The 18,944-nt window shown below is 48.6% G+C and carries 14 protein-coding genes and 1 tRNA gene; 10 read left to right on the forward strand and 5 right to left on the reverse strand.

Translation table 11 applies throughout. The features are described from left to right. The first annotated feature begins 85 nt into the window (after positions 1-85). Positions 86-5,041 (forward strand): PAS domain-containing sensor histidine kinase, encoded by a 4,956-nt coding sequence (locus MJ611_RS09820; RefSeq protein WP_250429595.1) that lies wholly within the window; start codon positions 86-88, stop codon positions 5,039-5,041. 195 nt (positions 5,042-5,236) lie between these two features. On the opposite strand, the gene MJ611_RS09825 is transcribed toward MJ611_RS09820, so the two are convergent. The 4 genes from MJ611_RS09825 to MJ611_RS09840 all read right to left on the reverse strand — a co-directional run bounded on the left by MJ611_RS09825 (position 5,237) and on the right by MJ611_RS09840 (position 7,015). Further along, positions 5,237-5,671, reverse strand: coding sequence for an STAS/SEC14 domain-containing protein (locus MJ611_RS09825; RefSeq protein WP_250429596.1), 435 nt, complete (start codon positions 5,669-5,671; stop codon positions 5,237-5,239). 239 nt (positions 5,672-5,910) lie between these two features. Next, positions 5,911-6,189: a hypothetical protein gene (locus MJ611_RS09830; protein WP_250429597.1), complete on the reverse strand. Its 279-nt coding sequence runs from the start codon at positions 6,187-6,189 to the stop codon at positions 5,911-5,913. Between the two features lie 162 nt (positions 6,190-6,351). Continuing rightward, on the reverse strand, positions 6,352-6,657 hold the full coding sequence (locus MJ611_RS09835) for a hypothetical protein (protein ID WP_250429598.1): 306 nt from the start codon (positions 6,655-6,657) through the stop codon (positions 6,352-6,354). Between the two features lie 284 nt (positions 6,658-6,941). After that, positions 6,942-7,015, reverse strand: a tRNA-Met gene (locus MJ611_RS09840). Between the two features lie 136 nt (positions 7,016-7,151). On the opposite strand from MJ611_RS09840, the gene MJ611_RS09845 reads away from it, so the two are divergent. From MJ611_RS09845 to bshB1, 8 genes are all read left to right on the forward strand, one after another. Beyond that, positions 7,152-7,556 carry an START-like domain-containing protein gene (locus tag MJ611_RS09845; protein ID WP_250429599.1) on the forward strand — a complete coding sequence of 135 codons (405 nt, stop codon included), beginning with the start codon at positions 7,152-7,154 and terminating at the stop codon, positions 7,554-7,556. A gap of 104 nt (positions 7,557-7,660) precedes the next feature. Continuing rightward, on the forward strand, positions 7,661-9,079 hold the full coding sequence (locus MJ611_RS09850; RefSeq protein ID WP_250429600.1) for an LptF/LptG family permease: 1,419 nt from the start codon (positions 7,661-7,663) through the stop codon (positions 9,077-9,079). A gap of 116 nt (positions 9,080-9,195) precedes the next feature. Next, complete coding sequence (gene rpsO, locus MJ611_RS09855) at positions 9,196-9,471, forward strand: 30S ribosomal protein S15 (RefSeq protein WP_250429601.1); 276 nt, start codon at positions 9,196-9,198, stop codon at positions 9,469-9,471. Positions 9,472-9,607: 136 nt separating this feature from the next. Further along, complete coding sequence (gene pnp / locus MJ611_RS09860) at positions 9,608-11,749, forward strand: polyribonucleotide nucleotidyltransferase (RefSeq protein WP_250429602.1); 2,142 nt, start codon at positions 9,608-9,610, stop codon at positions 11,747-11,749. 188 nt (positions 11,750-11,937) lie between these two features. Then, positions 11,938-12,801 (forward strand): sigma-70 family RNA polymerase sigma factor, encoded by an 864-nt coding sequence (locus MJ611_RS09865; protein ID WP_007656436.1) that lies wholly within the window; start codon positions 11,938-11,940, stop codon positions 12,799-12,801. Positions 12,802-12,949: 148 nt separating this feature from the next. Continuing rightward, a complete protein-coding gene (gene trxB, locus MJ611_RS09870) occupies positions 12,950-13,888 on the forward strand; it encodes a thioredoxin-disulfide reductase (RefSeq protein ID WP_250429603.1) in 939 nt (312 codons plus the stop codon). A gap of 145 nt (positions 13,889-14,033) precedes the next feature. Further along, complete coding sequence (locus MJ611_RS09875; RefSeq protein ID WP_250429604.1) at positions 14,034-15,083, forward strand: peptidoglycan DD-metalloendopeptidase family protein; 1,050 nt, start codon at positions 14,034-14,036, stop codon at positions 15,081-15,083. A gap of 10 nt (positions 15,084-15,093) precedes the next feature. Further along, positions 15,094-15,813: a bacillithiol biosynthesis deacetylase BshB1 gene (bshB1, locus tag MJ611_RS09880; protein ID WP_250429605.1), complete on the forward strand. Its 720-nt coding sequence runs from the start codon at positions 15,094-15,096 to the stop codon at positions 15,811-15,813. Between the two features lie 78 nt (positions 15,814-15,891). Here bshB1 and accC read toward each other — a convergent pair whose 3' ends face one another. Further along, entirely contained in the window at positions 15,892-17,400 is a 1,509-nt protein-coding gene (accC, locus tag MJ611_RS09885; protein ID WP_250429606.1) for an acetyl-CoA carboxylase biotin carboxylase subunit, read from the reverse strand. Positions 17,401-17,614: 214 nt separating this feature from the next. Here accC and MJ611_RS09890 point away from each other — a divergent pair, with 214 nt between their 5' ends. Beyond that, positions 17,615-18,853, forward strand: coding sequence for an aminotransferase class I/II-fold pyridoxal phosphate-dependent enzyme (locus tag MJ611_RS09890; RefSeq protein ID WP_250429607.1), 1,239 nt, complete (start codon positions 17,615-17,617; stop codon positions 18,851-18,853). Positions 18,854-18,944 lie beyond the last annotated feature (91 nt).

Genomic DNA, 18,944 nt, shown 5'->3' on the forward strand with positions numbered 1-18,944 from the left:
CATTATACGCAACAGGTTTCCGTAGTTTACCCTGGTTTCTATTTCCTGGTCTGGTAAAACTAAAAGTAAACCGTATACTTGGTATATGAAGACGACCACCATACTTTCCCGGGAGGTATTAGGGGCTTATGAGCAGGTGCCGGACCCTTACCTGATCCTTTCTCCGGGCCTGGTAATACTTACTGCCTCCGATGCCTACCTGAAGGCCACGTTCACGCGGCGGGAGGAAATAGTAGGACGTTATATCTTTGATGTTTTCCCGGATAACCCAGAAACCCCCGACGTACATGCAGTAGAAAACCTGCTAGCCTCCCTGCAGCAGGTGCTTTCTTCCGGACAACCGCACCGCATGGAGGTGCATCACTACGATGTGCCCCATCCGGAGGCAGGAAATGGTTTTGTGAAAAAATACTGGCTCACTACCAATACACCGGTGCTGGATGTGAGGGGAGAAGTGAGTTACATCATTCATAAAGTAGAGGATGTGACGGAACAAAAAGCCGCGAAGGCCAATCTGAAGGCGGAACACAGGCGGTTGAGAGATGCGCAGGCCATCGGGCATGTAGGCAGCTTTGAGTGGAATATTATCACAGATAAGATCTACTGGTCTGATGAAATGTACCGCATCCACGGCCTGGAACCGCAAAGCGAAACCATTACACTGAAACGGCTGCTCTCGTTCGTACATCCCGATGACCTGGCGAAAGTGAAGGAGTTATTTATGGATTGCCGCCGGAAACCACAGACCATTGAAATCGAGCATCGTGTGCTGAAGGGGAACGATCAGATCGGGTTTGTGTGCCGCAAAGTGCAGTCGTTTGCTGATGCACATGGCAACGTAACGCACTTGTCCGGCACGGTGCAGGACATCACAAATAAAGAAATAGCAGAGCAGGAGCTAAAGGATAGCAAGGCGTTATTGCAGACTGTGCTGGAAAATACGCCCAGCAGCATCATAGCCCTGAAAGCCGTCAGAAATGAGTTCGGTGAGATAACAGATTTTGAGTATCAGTTCACTAACAGGCAGGCACTTGAATCTGTCGGCCGGAGCTCGCTGGAAGGTAAAAGATTTAACGAAGAATTTCCGGGTGCCTTAACAACCGGTTTGTTCCAAGCCTATAAAAATGTGGTAGAAACAGGCCTGGACTGGTCCGACGAAGTTCATATAGATTTTGATGGCTTTGATGTATGGGCGTTTGTGCTGGCCAAGAAGTTGAAGGACGGTGTGCTGGTAAATTATTACGACATCTCCTGGAAAAAGAAAGCAGAGGAAACAGTCCGGCAAATGCTGAATGGCTCCATGGCTGGTATCGCTCTCCTGGATTCGGTGCGCGACAAAGAGGGCAGGATCATGGAGTTCGTATACCGGGAAATAAATACAGCTGCGGAGTCTATTTTCATGCTTCCGGCAGAGCGTATAGCAGGCAAAGGCTTACTGGAATTATACCCACATGCCAAAGACAATATTTTTGAGGAGTATGTACAGGTTGTAGAAACAGGCATATCCAGCAGAGCTGTATTCAACGCTTCGCGCAATGGGTTTACGGGTTGGTACGATGTTTCGGCTGTAAAGAACGGCGATGGCCTGATCCTGACCTTGCAGGATATTACTGCACAGAAACAAGCCGAAGAAGCTTTAAAGGAAAACCACAAGCTCTTACTGGCAACCCTGAGCAGTTCTCTCGACATGATACAGGTGTTCAAAGCTGTCAGAGATGAAAACGGTAAAATCATCGACTTTACCTGGCTGCTCAATAACCCAAAAGCAGAGAACCTGTACGGCAATGTAGTTGGTAAAAGCCTGTTGAAGCTAAACCCAGGCGTGGTGAACGCAGGCATTTTCGACAGTTTTGTGCAGGTAACCGAAACAGGAGTGCCGCAACAATACGAACAGCATTATGTGCACGAACAGTTTGATGGCTGGTTCAACCAGTCGGTCGTAAAGCTGGAGGATGGCGTAGCAACCACAACAACAGATATTTCCGATCGCAAAGAAAAAGAACAGGAAATCCTTCGGCTTAAAGATGAGGTTGCCCTAAGAGCAACGGATAAATACTATGCTTTGTTCGACACCATCGAAGAAGGGCTTGCCATCTGTAGCGTGGTTCGGAATGATGAAGGGAAAGTTGTTGACCTGCGCTTTCTGGAATTGAATCGCGCACTGGAGCAGCAGATTGGTCTTGACCGGTACACAATTATAGGTAAGAAACTATCTGAGGTGCTCCCGAAGTCGGATGCAAAACGATGGATTCCTCTTTACATTAAGGTAGCGAATAGTGGCAAACCGGTAACTTTTGAAGAACATACAGACCTGCTTAACCGTTGGTATGCAGTCAGTGTGTATCCAAAGGGGGAAGAGCTATCCATATTTTACCGCGACATCACTGAACGGAAGAACGCTGAAGAAGCTTTGCGCGCTTCGGAAGAGAAATACCGCACCTTGTTCAATTCCATGGACGAAGGCTACTGCATCATTCAGCTACTGTATGATGAAGCCGGCAGAGCCACCGACTTCCGTTACCTGCAGGTTAACAAGGCCTTCGAGCACAATACAGACTTGCATAATGTAGAGGGCAAAACCATCCGCGAATTGGCACCTGACATCGAGCCAAAATGGATGGAGATATACGACCAAGTGGCCCAAACCGGGATTCCGCTTCGTTTTGAGGAAGCCTCGGATGCATTGCAACATGTTTTCTCGCTCTATGCCTTCCGTATCGGGGAGCCTTCCGAGCACAAAATTGCCGTTATTTTCTCTGACATTACAGAACGCAGGAAAACCGAAAAAGCCCTGCGCGAAAGCGAAGAACGCTTCCGCAACCTGGTAGAGTCGTATGCGCAGGCTATTTGGGAAACTTCTGCGACTGGCGAAGTAATTGTTGACAGCCCATCGTGGCGAGCTTATACAGGGCAGACCATAGAAGAATGGCTTGGCTATGGCTGGGTGAATGCTATACACCCCGATGACCAGGCCTATGCCGGGCGCCAGTGGCGCAAAGCAGTTGCCGCTAAAAGCCTTGTTGATGCCTGGTTCCGGATGCAACATGCGGCCAGTGGCGGTTACCGCTGGACCAATGTGAGAGCAACACCTATCCTGGATGATGCCGGCAACATTACTAAGTGGGTCGGGATGAACATTGATGTGCATGAACAGAAAAAAGCGGAAGAAGTGCTGGCCAACTACAACGCCCGGCTCGAGCAGGAAGTATCTGAGCGTACCAATGCCCTAAAAGAGAGCAACGAGCGTTTCGAGGCAGCAATCAACGTTTCGCCGGTTGTATTGGGTATTCTGAAAGGCATTCGGGATGAGCAACAAAAGCTGACCGACTTTAAAGTGGAATGGATCAGTAAGAGCGGAGAGGCAATGTATGGCAGGGACATAACCGGGCTTCGTTTATCCGAATATTTTCCTCATCTCTGGAATGTGGGCGTATTCCAGAAGTTTGTAAAGACTGTTGAAACCGGCAGCTCTACCGATTATGAAAATTTTTATAAAGGAGACGGGTTAGAAATGTGGGTTCACTGGAGGGCTATACAGCTGGAGGATGGCTTGTTTATTTCGGTAGAAGATGTTACCAAGCGCAAAAAAGCAGAGCTGGAATTGAAAGAAAGTAAACTCTTTGTCGATCAGGTAATGGAGGCTACGCCAGATTTTATCATGGTTTTTAACCTCGAAACCAATACAGTAGAATATGTCAACCGGCGGGCGTACCTCGACAACGAAGCCCGTTATAACGAGACTCTGCAAATAGATTATGAGCACCTGCTGGACAGAGCACACCCGGATGACAGGAAGGCGCTGGATAGCTTTATTCAGCGTTTCAGAACCGCTGCCGACAATGCCATACATTCCCTGGACTACCGTGTACTAAATGGCGATAATGTGGTCTGGTACAGAGCTACAGGAAAGGTATTCAAGCGCAACCATAAAGGAGTAGCGACCAAGTACATCAGTGTGGTGCAGGATATTACAGAACGCAGGAAAGCTGAGCAGGAACTTGTAACACAATACCAGGTGCTGAAGCAGGCAGAAGAAATAGCCCACATAGGCAGCTGGGAGTACGACCCCGGTACTGGCCAGATGACTTGGTCGGAGGGTATGTACCGCCTCTTTGGCTTACCACCCGGCAGCCCTGTAAGCCCGCAATCCTACCTGGAGTTTGTTATAGAAGAAGACAGGCCTGTTGCCGAAAAAATCATACAGCACTTAGTAAAAGCCAGAAAGCCTTTAGAGGAGACCCTGCGCATCAGGGTAAATGAGCAGGTGAGCACGATAAAGACCAAGGTTATTGTGGTGCGCAACAAGCAAGGGAAATCTGTAAAGTTGCTGGGTATGGACCTGGACATTTCTGAAATAAAGCGGCTCGAAGAAGAGAACCTTACACTGCGGCTGAACCAGCAGAAAGCTTTGCTGCTGGCTATACTCGAAGCACAGGAAGAGGAAAAAAGAGAGATAGCAGAAGCCTTGCATAATGGCGTGGGGCAGCTCCTGTATGCTACCAAGCTCAACCTGGAACGACTAGCCGAAACTGTACAGCACCAGTCACACGGAGGGGACGAAGCCATACAGACCACGCAGGAGTTGCTCACCGAAGCCATTGATGAAACACGCAGGGTGTCACATGAGCTTACCCCGGCACTTCTGCGGGACTTTGGTCTGAGCAAGGCACTGGGTAATTTCTGTAGAATGTATAACAGGAGCTCCCTGCAGCTAAAGTGCCAGGTCGAGGGCTTGCCGAACCATTTAGAACCTTACCTGGAGCTATCGTTGTACCGTATCTGCCAGGAGCTGATCAACAACATTATCAGGCACGCCCAGGCAACAAAGGCAAGTGTGAAGCTCAGCAGGAAGGGAGCATACTTTCTGCTGCAGGTCCGCGACAATGGCATTGGCTTCAGCCGTGAGCAGGGCAAAATTAAAGGGATGGGGCTGAAATCTGTTGAAGACCGGCTGAAGTTTCTGAACGGAACACTTAGCATCAGCACACCAAAAACAGGGAAGGGTACCTGGGTCTCTATCCGCATTCCTGTTGGGGACTGATCACTGGCAGCATGAATGCTTTACTTTATATCGCCTACTCTCCCGAAAGTATAGAAGTATAGAAGTATAGAGAGCCTATCCGAAAGGGTTCTCTATACTTCTATACCGGGATGATTGCATCTAAATGTTTTGCTTGCTCCTCTGCCCAGGCCAGAATAACCTACAGGAAAGGATTCAGAGACTAAAGTACCAGTTTTATACTGCTGCTTTAAGGCGGGTTATGCTTTTCTGGCAGTGCTGTTTCAGCCATTTTTTACCTTCGCCCATGTGGGTGAAAACCGCTGAATCAAAGTAAGTCTGCCTGTTATGGAAGTTATCGACATCAGTTGCTGCAATAGCGTCAGGGGCATTGACTATGGCCATGTACTTCAGGCCTGCTTTGGCTACTACAGGAGCCCATTCCGTTGCAGCCCACTCAGTAGAGCGGATCGGACCAAATACAAGCTGCATATCGTTCAGTACGCAATTTAAACCGGAGGCAACAACAGCATCGGTCAAAGCGAGTGCGCCAGCCTTCACGTTAGCCTCAGTCAGGTAGCCTTCCCAGATGACGTGGACCCATTGATTATCCTTGTCTATTTCAATAGTCAAGTATACTTTCCCAAAGGCATTTGTAAGCTTTTGATTCATAAGGGCTGTCGGCAGTTCGATTCTTTCGCTGTTAACAGCTTTATAGTTGCCCTTGGTTCCAAATGGTAGCACAGATGTAGCCTCTTTCCGCAATGACACGAAGTAGTCGGCTTACGGTAAAGTATAGCTTAGCACATGTAAAACATTGGCCAACTACTTAATACCGATACAGTCTGCTGGATTTTTTGAGAGCTGAAAGCGCTGTACTAAAAGTATGAAAGTGGGTCCGAGATGTGGTTTTACTCGGTTAATGAAGTGTCTTCCTGTACAATCCCATTATTTACAGCCAGAAACAGTTGCTTTAACTTTGCAATGCCGGCTGCGTCAACTTCTTCTCCTTCTTCGCTGGTTTTCTTCAGTGGGTCAAGTTCAGCAAGTATGATTGCATCCGTTACGTACATTCTGTCCAGGTACAGGCCGTCCCGGAAAAAACGGCAATACGTACGCTCTTCGCTGTCAGTAAGCACAATTCGGTCGCAGGAGTTAAGTTTAGTCAGGAACTCTGTTAATTCAATCATATGCATAGCCTATAATTCTGGCTTTCACTTTAAACTGCATTTGTAAAGATAGGTTCTGCTAAAAACTTTGAAAAAGTTGCACAATTTTACTGAATTGCACCTGCTGCAGCGCAGTAATAGTAAAAGAATTGTTTTCCGGATCTGGAAACCTGAGCCTGCTAACTACAAAATTGAGCTGATAATTAACTTGTCGCCGCCTTCTTTGCCGATGGTATTCAGTTTTACCTCCGGTGTATCCTGCGCTGGTTCTTTGTACAGGTCCGCCAGCCATTGCTCCAGTTCCTCGCGTGTTTCAAATGCAGCCAGTACATCGCCCGGGCTTTGGCTGAGCGTGCGGCAAAGGGTTGGGTTGTTTAAGTTGTAGAGTTTCCAGCCCTTTATCCTGCCGGTTATAAAGCCTATGTCGTAGCGCACTGCGGCATAACATTCTGTGTCCAGGTTAATGTCATAAGGGTTAATTTGTGCCATGGCATTTCAGGGTAGTGTAGAGTGAGTACTTGTTTAGCGTATCAGCTGTAACCGATAGAAAGGATTATGTCTATCAATATAGAAACTTCAGGATGAACTTTTGAAGAAAATTTTCCTGAAAAGGTAATCAGGTATTTCAAGAGGTAGGAGGGAAGGGCACAGGAGCGAAATCTTCGCAGCTTTTAGCAATCCGGTTTATACCTGAATTCGAGCGGGCAAACTGCCTCTTTCAGGCACCTGTAAAACAAAAAAGCCTGCTGGTGTTAACCAACAGGCTTTTATTGTAGCGGGGAGCAGAATCGAACTGCCGACCTTAGGGTTATGAATCCTACGCTCTAACCATCTGAGCTACCCCGCCGGATTGTGGTGCAAATGTAGGCAAAAGTTTTTTAATCACACAAGAGGTAGCCATCAAAAAAAATATTTTATTTTTCAGATGTTTATCTAATCGAAAAATAATACTATACTTACTCAAACTCTTACATTTCGCTCTTATGACAAGAACGACGAAAACTAAATTTGTGCGTGAATACCCAATAAATGCATCTGCTAAGCTCCTTTATCCTTACCTGAGCACTGCCAGTGGCTTGTCCCAGTGGTTTTGCGATGATGTGGTGGTAGATCCGAATAAAGTTTACAATTTTATCTGGGATGGCCGCAGCCACTACGCCGAAATGACCGGCCACCGTACCAACCGCTCTGTGCGTTTCCTTTTCCTGGATGACAGCAAACAACATACTTCTGATGCTTCGTACATCGACTTTTCGATCGAATCGAGTGAGCTGACCCAGGAGCAGTTTCTGAAGATAGTAGATTATACCGATGAGGAAGACGTGGAGGAGTTGTCGGAGCTTTGGGAGCACCTGCTGCAAAATTTACGCGAAATAGTAGGCGGATAGGCAGCCTTCTGCTGTAACTGCTTATCTTTGCACGTTTTTTGGAATACCTGTGTTCCTATACAGATACAGGTGTGCCACTACGCCCTAATGCCTTTCTGGCTCGCATGAAGAAATTAGATAAGCTTATACTCAGGTCGTTCTTCGGCCCATTCTTTCTCACCTTTGCTGTTGTAGAGTTTATCCTGCTCACACAGTACATGCTCAAGTACCTCGATGAACTGGTGGGTAAAGATCTTGGTGCTGCCGTATTCGGCGAACTTCTCTTTTATTTTAGCCTGAACATGGCTCCGGTAGCCATGCCACTGGCCGTGCTGCTCTCCTCGCTGATGACGTTTGGCACGCTGGGCGAGCACCACGAGCTTACGGCTATCAAAACTTCCGGCATAGCGCTTCCGCGTATTCTGCGCCCTGTGTTCTTTGTAGTGACGGTGCTTTCGGTAGGTGCCTTTTTCTTCAACAACAACATCGTACCCAAAGCCAACCTCAAGGCCTACAGCCTGCTCTGGGATATTCGCCAGAAGAAGCCTACCATGAACTTTAAAGAGGGGGCTTTTTACAACGGCCTTCCCGGTTACAGCATCAAGATCAACGAGAAGCTCGGCGATGGCAAATCGCTGCGCGATATCATGATCTACGACCACTCCAAGGGCGGCTCCAACACAACCGTTATACTTGCCGATTCGGGCCAGATGTACACGCAGTACAACGACAATTACCTGGTGCTCGAGCTCTTTGATGGCAATATGTACGTCGACCAGGACGATGCCTCGTTCCGCAACAACAGCAACGAGCAGTTTGTAAGGCAACGGTTCGATGCCAGCAAGATCGTCTTCAGCCTGGCCTCCTTTAACCTGGACCGAACGCGCGAGGAGCTTTTCTCTGATAACAAGATGATGAAAAGTATAAACCAGCTGGAACAGGTTACCGATTCGCTTCGTGATTACAGCCGCCGCGAAAAAGACCTGTATGCGCCAAGTGTGGATCCCTTTTATATGTACTTCAAGGCCGATACCAGCAAGGTTAAGAACGGCATGAAACTGCAGCAGGGCAAAAAGGTGGAACGCAAACTGCCCGACCCCAATGCTGAAACGCTGATGATCGCAACCAATAAAGCCCGTAACATCAAAAGCTTTACCGAGAGTTATGTGGAGCGTATTACAAATACTGCCCGGGATGCCAACAACTATGAAATCGAGATCTGGCGTAAATATACCCAGTCGGCAGCTATACTTATCATGTTCCTGATTGGTGCTCCGCTCGGCGCCATCATCAAAAAAGGTGGACTTGGGGTGCCGGTAATTATCTCCATTATCTTTTTTATCATCATGTATGTGATGGCCATACTTGGTGAAAAGTGGGCGCGGGAGGGACTTATACCAGTGGGTATGGGCATGTGGGGTGCCAACGTGATTCTGCTGCCTATCGGCTTGTTTTTCCTGTACCAGGCCCGCAACGATTCCAGTTTACTGGAGGTTGATTTCTGGCGCAAACTGATGACCCGACTGCGGCGCAACAAGCTATAAACGTTGCTTAAAAACAACTGGACGAAAATATTTTTATTAAATGGAAATTTGTATAACTTTGCGGCTTATACAGGTAGCTATTCCTCGAAAAACAGATTGATATTTTATTATACGCAATGAAATTAACTACTGAAGCGAAACAAGAAATTTTTGAAAAGTATAGCCTTAGCAAATCTAAGACTGACACTGGTTCTGCAGAAGCTCAGATCGCGCTGTTCACAACACGCATCGCTGACCTTACAGAGCACCTGAAGATCCACAAGAAGGACTTCGGTACCCGCCTGGGCCTTCTGAAACTGGTTGGTAAAAGAAGAAGACTTCTTAACTACCTGCAGAAAAACGATATTGCAAGATACAGAGCGATTATCAGCGAGCTAGGTATCAGAAAATAAGCTTATGGTGTTAGGGAATTTCGTTCAGGGATTCCCTAATCTTTTTCTAATGCCCCCTTCTCTTCCTCCTTTGCCAGTACCGACAGTGGCCGCAATGGGCAGCCCTGTCATTTTTGATGCTAAAAATTAATAGAAGATGTCTTATACTGCGATAAACAAAACAATCATTCTTCCGGATGGCCGGGAGATCCAAATCGAGACTGGTAAATTAGCCAAGCAGGCTGACGGATCTGTAGTAGTGAAAATGGGAAATACCATGCTATTGGCAGCCGTTGTATCCAATAAAGAAGCCCGTGAGGGAGTAGACTTTTTGCCTCTTTCCGTAGATTATCAGGAAAAATTCGCCTCTTCCGGTAAAATTCCGGGTGGCTTCCTGAAAAGAGAAGCAAGATTGTCTGATTACGAAATCCTTGTATCGCGCCTGGTAGACCGCATCCTGCGTCCAATGTTCCCGGGAGACTACCACGCCGAAACGCAAATGACAATACACATGATCTCTGCTGACCCGGAGGTTATGCCGGATGCCCTGGCAGCTCTGGCCGCTTCAGCCGCCCTGGCTGTTTCGGACATTCCGTTCAACGGACCGATTTCTGAAGTTCGTGTGGCCCGTATCGACGGACAGTTGGTGATCAACCCGAAAGTATCTGACCTGCAGCGTGCTGACATCGACATGATCGTAGGTGCTTCTATCGACAGCGTAGCGATGGTAGAAGGTGAGCTGAACGAAGTATCAGAAGAAGAGATGCTGGAAGCAATTGCTTTCGCTCACGAAGCGATCAAAGTACAGTGCCAGGCGCAGATGGAGCTTGCCGAAATGGTAGGCAAGCTGCAGAAGCGCGAGTACTCGCACGAAACACACGACGAAGAACTTCGCCAGAAAGTATACGATGCGACTTATCAGAAGGCGTACGAAGTTGCTAAAAGAGGCAGAGCAAACAAATCAGAGCGTAAAGAAGGTTTTGCTGCCGTTCTGAATGAGTTTGTTGAATCGCTGGGAGAGGAGCATGGCTACGATCTTGGCCTGATCAAAACCTACTACCACGATGTAGAGAAGGACGCAGTACGCGACATGATCCTGAACGACCGCGTACGTCTGGATGGCCGCCAACTGAACGAGATCCGCCCGATCTGGTCAGAGGTAAACTACCTGCCGGCAACGCACGGTTCTGCGATCTTCACCCGTGGCGAAACACAATCACTGACAACTGTAACATTGGGTACCAAGCTGGACGAGCAGATGATCGACAGCGCGATGGTATCTGGTTCAAATAAATTCTTATTACACTATAACTTCCCTGCTTTCTCAACAGGCGAGGTGAAGCCAAATAGAGGTCCCGGACGTCGTGAGATCGGTCACGGTAACCTGGCGCTGCGTGCCCTGAAGAAAGTGCTTCCGCCGGATGCAGAAAACCCATACACCATCCGTATTGTTTCTGATATCCTGGAGTCGAACGGTTCTTCGTCTATGGCGACCGTATGTGCCGGTTCTTTGGCGCTGATGGATGCCGGTGTTCCTGTAAAGGATGCTGTTTCCGGTATCGCTATGGGCCTTATCACAGATGTAGCTACTGGTAAATTTGCCGTACTTTCCGATATCCTGGGTGATGAAGACCACTTAGGTGATATGGACTTTAAAGTTACCGGTACTTCTAAAGGTATCACAGCCTGCCAGATGGACATCAAGGTACAAGGTCTTTCTCACGAAGTACTTAGCCAGGCACTTGCTCAGGCAAGAGAAGGTCGTCTGCACATCCTGGGCGAGATGTCGAAGACCATCGCTGCTCCAAACCCGGATTATAAGCCGCATACTCCGCGTTCATTCAACATGGTGATCGACAAAGAGTTTATCGGTGCCGTGATCGGACCAGGTGGTAAAGTGATCCAGCAGATCCAGAAAGATACGGGTGCTACGATCATCATCGAAGAGAAGAACGAGAAAGGCCACGTGAACATCTTCGCCAGCGACCAGGATTCTATGAGCGCTGCTGTAAGCAAGATCAGAGGAATTGTGGCTCAGCCGGAGATCGGTGAGGTATACATTGGTAAAGTGAAGTCTATCCAGCCTTACGGTGCATTCGTTGAGTTTATGCCGGGCAAAGATGGTTTGCTGCACATCTCTGAGATCAAGCACGAACGCCTCGAAACAATGGACGGCGTGCTCGAAATTGGTGAGGAAGTGAAGGTGAAACTTATCGATGTTGATAAGAAAACAGGCAAGTTCAAGCTTTCCCGTAAAGCTGCCCTGCCTAAGCCGGAAGCTCCACAGCAGAATCAGTAAATAATATCATAGTACTCCTGGTGCCGCCCTGTAAAGGATGTCGCGGCACCAGGAGTTTTTTATTTTGGCTCCTGACGCCCAGGTTCTTGATTTTATTCTGAAGAAGTAAGAACTTTGCGCGATTTTCTGTTGTTACCACACCGAGCCCAGAACCATATTTTTACATTTTTGCATAATAAGATAATCTGATGAGACAACTCAAGATAAGCAAACAGATCACGAACCGCGAAAGCCAGTCGCTTGATAAATACTTACAGGAGATTGGTAAAGTTGATTTGCTTACTCCGGATGAAGAGGTGTCGTTAGCACAGAGAATTAAAGAGGGAGATCAGTTTGCGCTTGAGAAATTAACAAAAGCCAACCTGCGCTTCGTGGTTTCAGTAGCCAAGCAGTACCAGAACCAGGGCCTTTCACTGGGCGACCTTATCAACGAAGGTAACCTGGGTCTGATCAAAGCTGCGAAGCGTTTCGACGAAACAAGGGGTTTTAAATTTATCTCATATGCCGTTTGGTGGATTCGTCAGTCCATTTTGCAGGCGTTGGCCGAGCAGTCGCGTATTGTGCGCCTGCCGCTCAACCGTGTTGGATCCCTGAACAAGATTTCCAAGTCATTCTCCGAGCTGGAACAAAAGTTTGAGCGTGAGCCGTCTCCGGAAGAGATTGCCGAAGTACTCGAACTGACCACTGCCGAGGTAGTAGACACATTGAAGATTTCCGGCCGCCACGTGTCGGTTGATGCGCCTTTCGTACAGGGCGAAGAAAACCGCCTGCTGGACGTGCTGGAGAACGAAGACGAGGAGTCGCCGGACACTGGCCTGATGAACGACTCGCTTCGCAAAGAAGTACAGCGTGCCCTCTCAACCCTTACCAAGCGTGAGGCCGATGTGATTACGTTATACTTTGGCCTGAACGGCGAGCACTCTTTAACGCTGGAGGAGATCGGGGAGAAGTTTAACCTGACACGCGAGCGTGTAAGACAGATCAAAGAAAAAGCGATCAGAAGACTTCGCCATACATCCAGAAGCAAAGCATTGAAGCCATACTTAGGCTAATACCTGATTTACTGTACAAAGCCCCGGCCCAAAAGCCGGGGCTTTGTGTTTTATAGCCCCTGCCTCTAGGCAATTATGCAGGATAGTATGCAGGCAGAGGATGAGAAATTTTGTATACTTGCAGCAAATTTGATTGCAACCAACCACAATGGAAATAGAAAGAGTAAAGTGCCTGATCATCGGATCGGGACCTGCCGGCTATACGGCTGCCATTTATGCCTCCAGAGCTGGCCTTAATCCTGTACTATACCAGGGCCTGCAGCCAGGCGGGCAGCTGACCATCACCAACGACGTAGAGAATTATCCGGGTTATCCAGATGGAGTTAACGGCCCGCAGATGATGGAAGACTTCAAGAAGCAGGCCGAGCGTTTCGGTACGGATGTACGTTATGGCATTGCTACTGCCGTTGATTTTTCTTCGCAGCCACACAAAGTAACAATAGATGACCAGAAGGTGATCGAAGCCCATACGGTAATCATTTCTACGGGCGCTTCCGCAAAATGGCTCGGAATGGAGTCGGAAGCAAGGCTGAACGGAAATGGTGTAAGCGCCTGCGCCGTTTGCGACGGTTTCTTTTACAGAGGACAGGACGTGGCCATAGTAGGCGCCGGTGATACGGCTGCAGAGGAAGCGACTTACCTGGCCAATCTCTGTAACAAGGTATACATGATCGTGCGCCGTGAGGAAATGCGTGCCTCTATCATCATGCAGGAGCGTGTGAAGAAGACCAAGAACATCGAAATCCTTTGGAACTCAGTTACAGATGAAATTCTGGGAAATGATGTAGTAGACGGAGTGCGCGTGCGCAATGTGCTGACAGACGAACTGCGGGAGATTCCGATCAGCGGATTCTTCGTTGCCATCGGCCACCAGCCGAATTCTGCCATCTTTGCTGATTACCTGAATCTGGATGAGAACGGTTACATCCGCACCATACCGGGTACTTCCAAAACCAACATCGACGGGGTATTTGCCTGCGGCGACGTACAGGACTTCACCTACAGGCAAGCTGTAACAGCAGCCGGATCAGGCTGTATGGCTGCTCTGGATGCCGAGCGCTACCTGGCTGCCCGTGATTTGCATTAATTTACAGATGCGAAAGCCTTCATCCCTTTTTGGTGCTGGGTTGTACCAAAACGGTTGAGGGTATTACAATAAAATGGCTTAGCTGTAGTTAAAGATTGCGTGCAGAGAATATAGAGATACTGCAGTGCCGCCTAAATCAATACGAATGTCAACATTAAAAGCACCCTTTTCAGTTGTACTGTTTTTGCTGTGCGCACTCTGTTGTGCCAACGGCGCTTTCGCACAGGGTAAAGTAAAGGATCTCTTCAAGATGAAGTCGCCGAAGATACAGTATGTACGGCCTGACACAACCATCCTGATCAAGTATGAGGAGTTTCCGGAAGAAGGTTCGGACGCTGGGAAGTCAATCTACTTCAACCCGAAGAAAGAACTCTCCATCGTAAGCGAAGACACCTCGGAACTGGACCTGGGAGAGCAGCACATTGTAGAGGTATCCGAGGAAGTACTCATCGACTCCTCCTGGATAAAGATTGCAGGTTATTACGCCATCTGGGACACACGCAACATCAACCCGTACCGCATGGATGGCCGCCAGCTGAAGGACTCAGTAGATATCACACTGTACGATCCGCAGTTGAAGCGCCAGTACAAAATGCCGCTGGAGAAAACGCCGGTAACAAGCCACTTCGGTCACAGAGGGTACCGCTGGCATTATGGCACCGATATCGACCTGAATACCGGCGATTCTATTTTTGCAGCCTTCGACGGGGTTGTGCGCATCAACAAGTGGGATGGCGGTGGCTACGGTAATTATATTGTAGTACGCCATTACAATGGCCTTGAAACACTTTACGGCCACATGAGCAAGGCCATCGCTCAGTCCGGTCAGTTTGTAAAAGCAGGCGAACTGCTGGGATTAGGAGGTAGTACCGGACGCAGCTCAGGTCCGCACCTGCATTACGAAGTGCGCTACCAGGGCAACCCGATCGACCCGGAACTGATGTATGATTTTCCGGATTACCTGCTGAAGGGACAGAACTTTGTGATTACGTCAGCCTTGTTCAATTACTACAACCGGGCAAAATCATCTTCAAAAACCACTACCCGCAAATCCATGTACCACAGGGTGAGGAGCGGCGACACACTTTCAGGTATAGCCAAGCGCTACGGAGTATCAGTTAGCCAGATTGCACGTCTGAATGGTATCAGTTCACGTACTACTCTGAAACTAGGGAGGTCCTTACGTATCAAGTAAATTTATACTTATGAAATTAGATATTCTTGCTTTCTCCGCCCATCCGGATGATGTGGAACTTGGTTGCTCCGGTACCATCATCTCGCACATCGCAGCCGGGCTTAAGGTAGGTATAATCGACCTGACAAAGGGAGAACTGGGTAGCAGGGGTACACCGGAAATGCGTGCTGCCGAGGCAGAGGAATCAGCCCGGATCATGGGCTTGCAGATACGCGACAACTTGGGTTTTGCCGATGGCTTTTTTGCTAATGACCGGGAGCACCAGCTTAAAGTGGTAGAGAAGATCCGGCAATACCAGCCGGAGATCGTATTGATGAACGCCATACACGACCGCCACCCGGACCACGGAAGAGGATCGGCAGTAGTATCAGAGGCCTGTTTCCTGGCAGGATTGCGTATGATTCCAACCGTAACAGGTATAGGTGAGGCGCAACAGCCTTGGCGGCCTAAAGCGGTGTACCATTACATACAGGACCGCTATATCGTTCCTGACCTGGTGGTAGACATAACACCTTTCTGGGACAAGAAAATGGAAACGATCCGGGCATTCAAATCACAGTTCTACAACCCGGACGATACCTCTCCGAATACCTACATTTCTTCTCCGGAGTTCCTGGAATTTATCGAGGCGCGCGCCAAAGAGTATGGCCATGCCATTGGAGTTACCTACGGCGAAGGCTTTACCAAAGAACGGCACATCGGCGTAAGAAACCTTTTCGATTTGATTTAGTCTGTCAAATATAAGTATAAAAGAAAGAGGCGCTGCAGGTTATGCAGCGCCTCTTTCTTTTATACGTTGGCTGTTATACTATTTTAACCTGTTCTTGCGCCAGTTTGAAGTAGCAGCGGCAGTCGTAACAGCTTGTTCAGAGCCATGATCGACATGGGCTTTGCTTTTGCCCAGCAGCATCGAAGCCAGAACAGCAGCTATTTCTGCTTCTTCTCCTTCGGTTTTTTGTGCCAGCTTATCCGGAGAGAAGTAGCGCTCAATAAACTTGGTATCGAAGTTACCGGAAACAAAGGCCTCGTGCTGCAGTACAAACTTGCCAAACGGAAGCGTTGTCTCAATTCCGGTGATTTCATACTCATCAATGGCACGGATCATTTTCTCGATGGCTTCCTTACGGTCTTTCCCGAAGGTAACCAGTTTGGCGATCATCGGGTCGTAGTAGATCGGAATGCCCATGCCTTGCTCGAAGCCATCGTCTACACGTACTCCCAAGCCCTGCGGACGCTTGTAGGTTTCGAGTCTTCCGATATCCGGCAGGAAGTTGTTTACCGGGTCTTCGGCATACACACGAAGCTCCAGGGCATGGCCGTAGATGTGCAACTGTTCCTGGCGGAAGCTCAGGGCTTTTCCTTCTGCGATCAGGATCTGCTCTTTCACCAGGTCAAGTCCCGTGATCTGCTCTGTAACCGGGTGCTCTACCTGCAGGCGCGTGTTCATTTCCAGGAAGTAGAAGTTCAGGTTCTCGTCTACCAGGAATTCAACGGTACCGGCTCCTACGTAATCACAGGCTTTGGCCACGTTTACCGCGCAACGGCCCATTTCTTCGCGTAGGGCAGGGGTGAGCACTGCCGAAGGAGCTTCCTCGATCACTTTCTGGTGACGGCGCTGGATAGAACACTCACGCTCGAACAGGTGCACAATGTTGCCGTGGGTATCGCCCAGCACCTGAATTTCGATATGACGTGGCGAACCGATATATTTTTCAATAAAAACAGAACCATCGCCAAAGGCCGAAGTAGCCTCGCTTACGGCAAGCTTCATCTGCTCTTCAAACATATCAATATGATCGACTACACGCATGCCTTTACCGCCACCGCCGGCACTGGCTTTGATCAGGATCGGAAAACCCACATGGTGCGCGATCTGCTTGGCTTCTTCCACATCGGTGATGGCGTGCTCCGTACCCGGCACCATCGGGATGTTATACTTGGCTACGGCAGCCTTGGCGGCCAGCTTGCTTCCCATCAGCTGAATTGCCTCCGGAGAAGGGCCAATGAAGATAAGGCCTGCTTCCTGTACTGCCTGTGCAAAGGCTGCATTTTCAGATAAAAAACCATAGCCCGGATGAATGGCATCTACCTGCAGGCGTTTGCAGACATCAATGATCACATCGCCCCGCAGGTACGACTCGGCAGATTTCGGGCCACCAACGCAAACGGCTTCGTCGGCATAGCGTACGTGCAGTGCATTCCGGTCGGCTTCGCTGTAGATGGCAACTGTTTTTATACCCATCTCTTTGGCCGAGCGCATTACCCGCAGCGCGATTTCACCCCTGTTTGCAACCAGTATCTTGTTTATTTTTCTCATGCAGAAGCTATGGTTTTATTTGTCTTCAAAGAAAATGCATTGAGGCGAGACTTAAAAGCAAGCCAAAGAAAAAGGTTCCGGTACGAAGACTATAAATTGTTTATGATATAGTAAAAACTTAAATTTGCCTCTCATTATATACGTAATTGTATACTAGTGTAAAAAGCAAAACAGAAGTATTCAAATTATCCCGATAACTTAATCATTACACAAGGTGGATTTATTCGAAAAGTTGTTGACCAACAGAGGTCCGTTAGGCAGCCACTCACACTATGCGCATGGCTATTTCACATTTCCGAAGCTTGAAGGGGAGATTGCTCCGCGCATGAAGTTCAGGGGCAAGGAAGTGCTGACCTGGAGCCTGAACAACTACCTGGGCCTGGCCAACCATCCCGAAGTTCGTAAAGCTGATGCCGATGCCGCTGCAGAGTGGGGGATGGCTACGCCGATGGGTGCGCGCATCATGTCCGGTAATACAAACTATCATGAGCAGCTGGAGTCTGAGTTGGCTGACTTCGTGCAGAAGCCGGATGCACTGTTGCTTAACTTCGGTTACCAAGGGGTTGTTTCTATTATCGATGCATTGGTAGACCGCCACGACGTGATCGTGTACGACGCGGAATCGCATGCTTGTATTATTGATGGTGTTCGTCTGCACCAGGGCAAGCGCTTTGTGTATTCGCACAACGACATGGCCAGCCTGGAAAAACAGCTGGAGCGTGCCACACGCTGGGCTGAGAACACCGGTGGTGCTATCCTGGTGATCACGGAAGGTGTATTCGGTATGTCTGGTAACCTGGGCAAGCTGGATGAAGTGGTGAAGCTGAAGGAGAAATTCAACTTCCGTTTGTTTGTTGACGATGCACATGGATTCGGTACAATGGGTAAAACCGGTGCCGGTACAGGTGAGCACCTGGGCTGCCAGGATGGTATCGATGTATACTTCTCTACGTTTGCCAAGTCAATGGCTAGCATCGGAGCATTTGTTGCTTCTAACGAACAAGTAGTAGAGTACCTGCGCTACAACATGCGCTCGCAGATCTTCGCCAAGTCACTGCCGATGCCGCTTACAATTGGTGCTTTGAAGCGCCTGGAGCTGCTGCGCACCAAGCCTGAACTGAAAGACAAGCTGTGGGAGGTAGTAAATGCCCTGCAAAGTGGTCTGCGTGAGAAAGGCTTTAACATTGGTACGACAGAGTCGCCGGTAACGCCTGTGTTCCTGAACGGCCAGATTCCGGATGCTACCCAGCTGACACTGGACCTGCGCGAAAACTACAGCATCTTCTGCTCGATCGTGGTGTACCCGGTTGTGCCAAAAGACGTGATCATGCTGCGCCTGATCCCGACAGCTGCTCATACTTTGGATGATGTAAAAGAGACAATTGCGGCTTTCGAAAAAATTGCAGCAAAATTGGACAAAGGCTTGTATTCACCTTCGCAGGTTACCGCTTAACTCAGTTAAAACGCATTATATTTAGATTCCTTAATTTTTGCATGTTATCTTTTAATTAGTATATTAGAGCGATAAAACTAAATGTTTCACT

The organism is Pontibacter ruber, from assembly GCF_023630205.1.
In the GTDB taxonomy this organism is placed as follows: domain Bacteria; phylum Bacteroidota; class Bacteroidia; order Cytophagales; family Hymenobacteraceae; genus Pontibacter; species Pontibacter ruber.

Bases quoted from the DNA above. Each gene is read 5' to 3' on its own strand.
- MJ611_RS09820 (WP_250429595.1), top strand. From the start codon at position 86: ATGAAGACGACCACCATACTTTCCCGGGAGGTATTAGGGGCTTATGAG.
- accC (WP_250429606.1), bottom strand. From the start codon at position 17,400: ATGAGAAAAATAAACAAGATACTGGTTGCAAACAGGGGTGAAATCGCG.
- MJ611_RS09850 (WP_250429600.1), top strand. From the start codon at position 7,661: ATGAAGAAATTAGATAAGCTTATACTCAGGTCGTTCTTCGGCCCATTC.
- MJ611_RS09875 (WP_250429604.1), top strand. From the start codon at position 14,034: ATGTCAACATTAAAAGCACCCTTTTCAGTTGTACTGTTTTTGCTGTGC.
- MJ611_RS09835 (WP_250429598.1), bottom strand. From the start codon at position 6,657: ATGGCACAAATTAACCCTTATGACATTAACCTGGACACAGAATGTTAT.
- trxB (WP_250429603.1), top strand. From the start codon at position 12,950: ATGGAAATAGAAAGAGTAAAGTGCCTGATCATCGGATCGGGACCTGCC.
- MJ611_RS09825 (WP_250429596.1), bottom strand. From the start codon at position 5,671: ATGAATCAAAAGCTTACAAATGCCTTTGGGAAAGTATACTTGACTATT.
- MJ611_RS09845 (WP_250429599.1), top strand. From the start codon at position 7,152: ATGACAAGAACGACGAAAACTAAATTTGTGCGTGAATACCCAATAAAT.
- rpsO (WP_250429601.1), top strand. From the start codon at position 9,196: ATGAAATTAACTACTGAAGCGAAACAAGAAATTTTTGAAAAGTATAGC.
- MJ611_RS09865 (WP_007656436.1), top strand. From the start codon at position 11,938: ATGAGACAACTCAAGATAAGCAAACAGATCACGAACCGCGAAAGCCAG.
- MJ611_RS09830 (WP_250429597.1), bottom strand. From the start codon at position 6,189: ATGATTGAATTAACAGAGTTCCTGACTAAACTTAACTCCTGCGACCGA.
- bshB1 (WP_250429605.1), top strand. From the start codon at position 15,094: ATGAAATTAGATATTCTTGCTTTCTCCGCCCATCCGGATGATGTGGAA.
- pnp (WP_250429602.1), top strand. From the start codon at position 9,608: ATGTCTTATACTGCGATAAACAAAACAATCATTCTTCCGGATGGCCGG.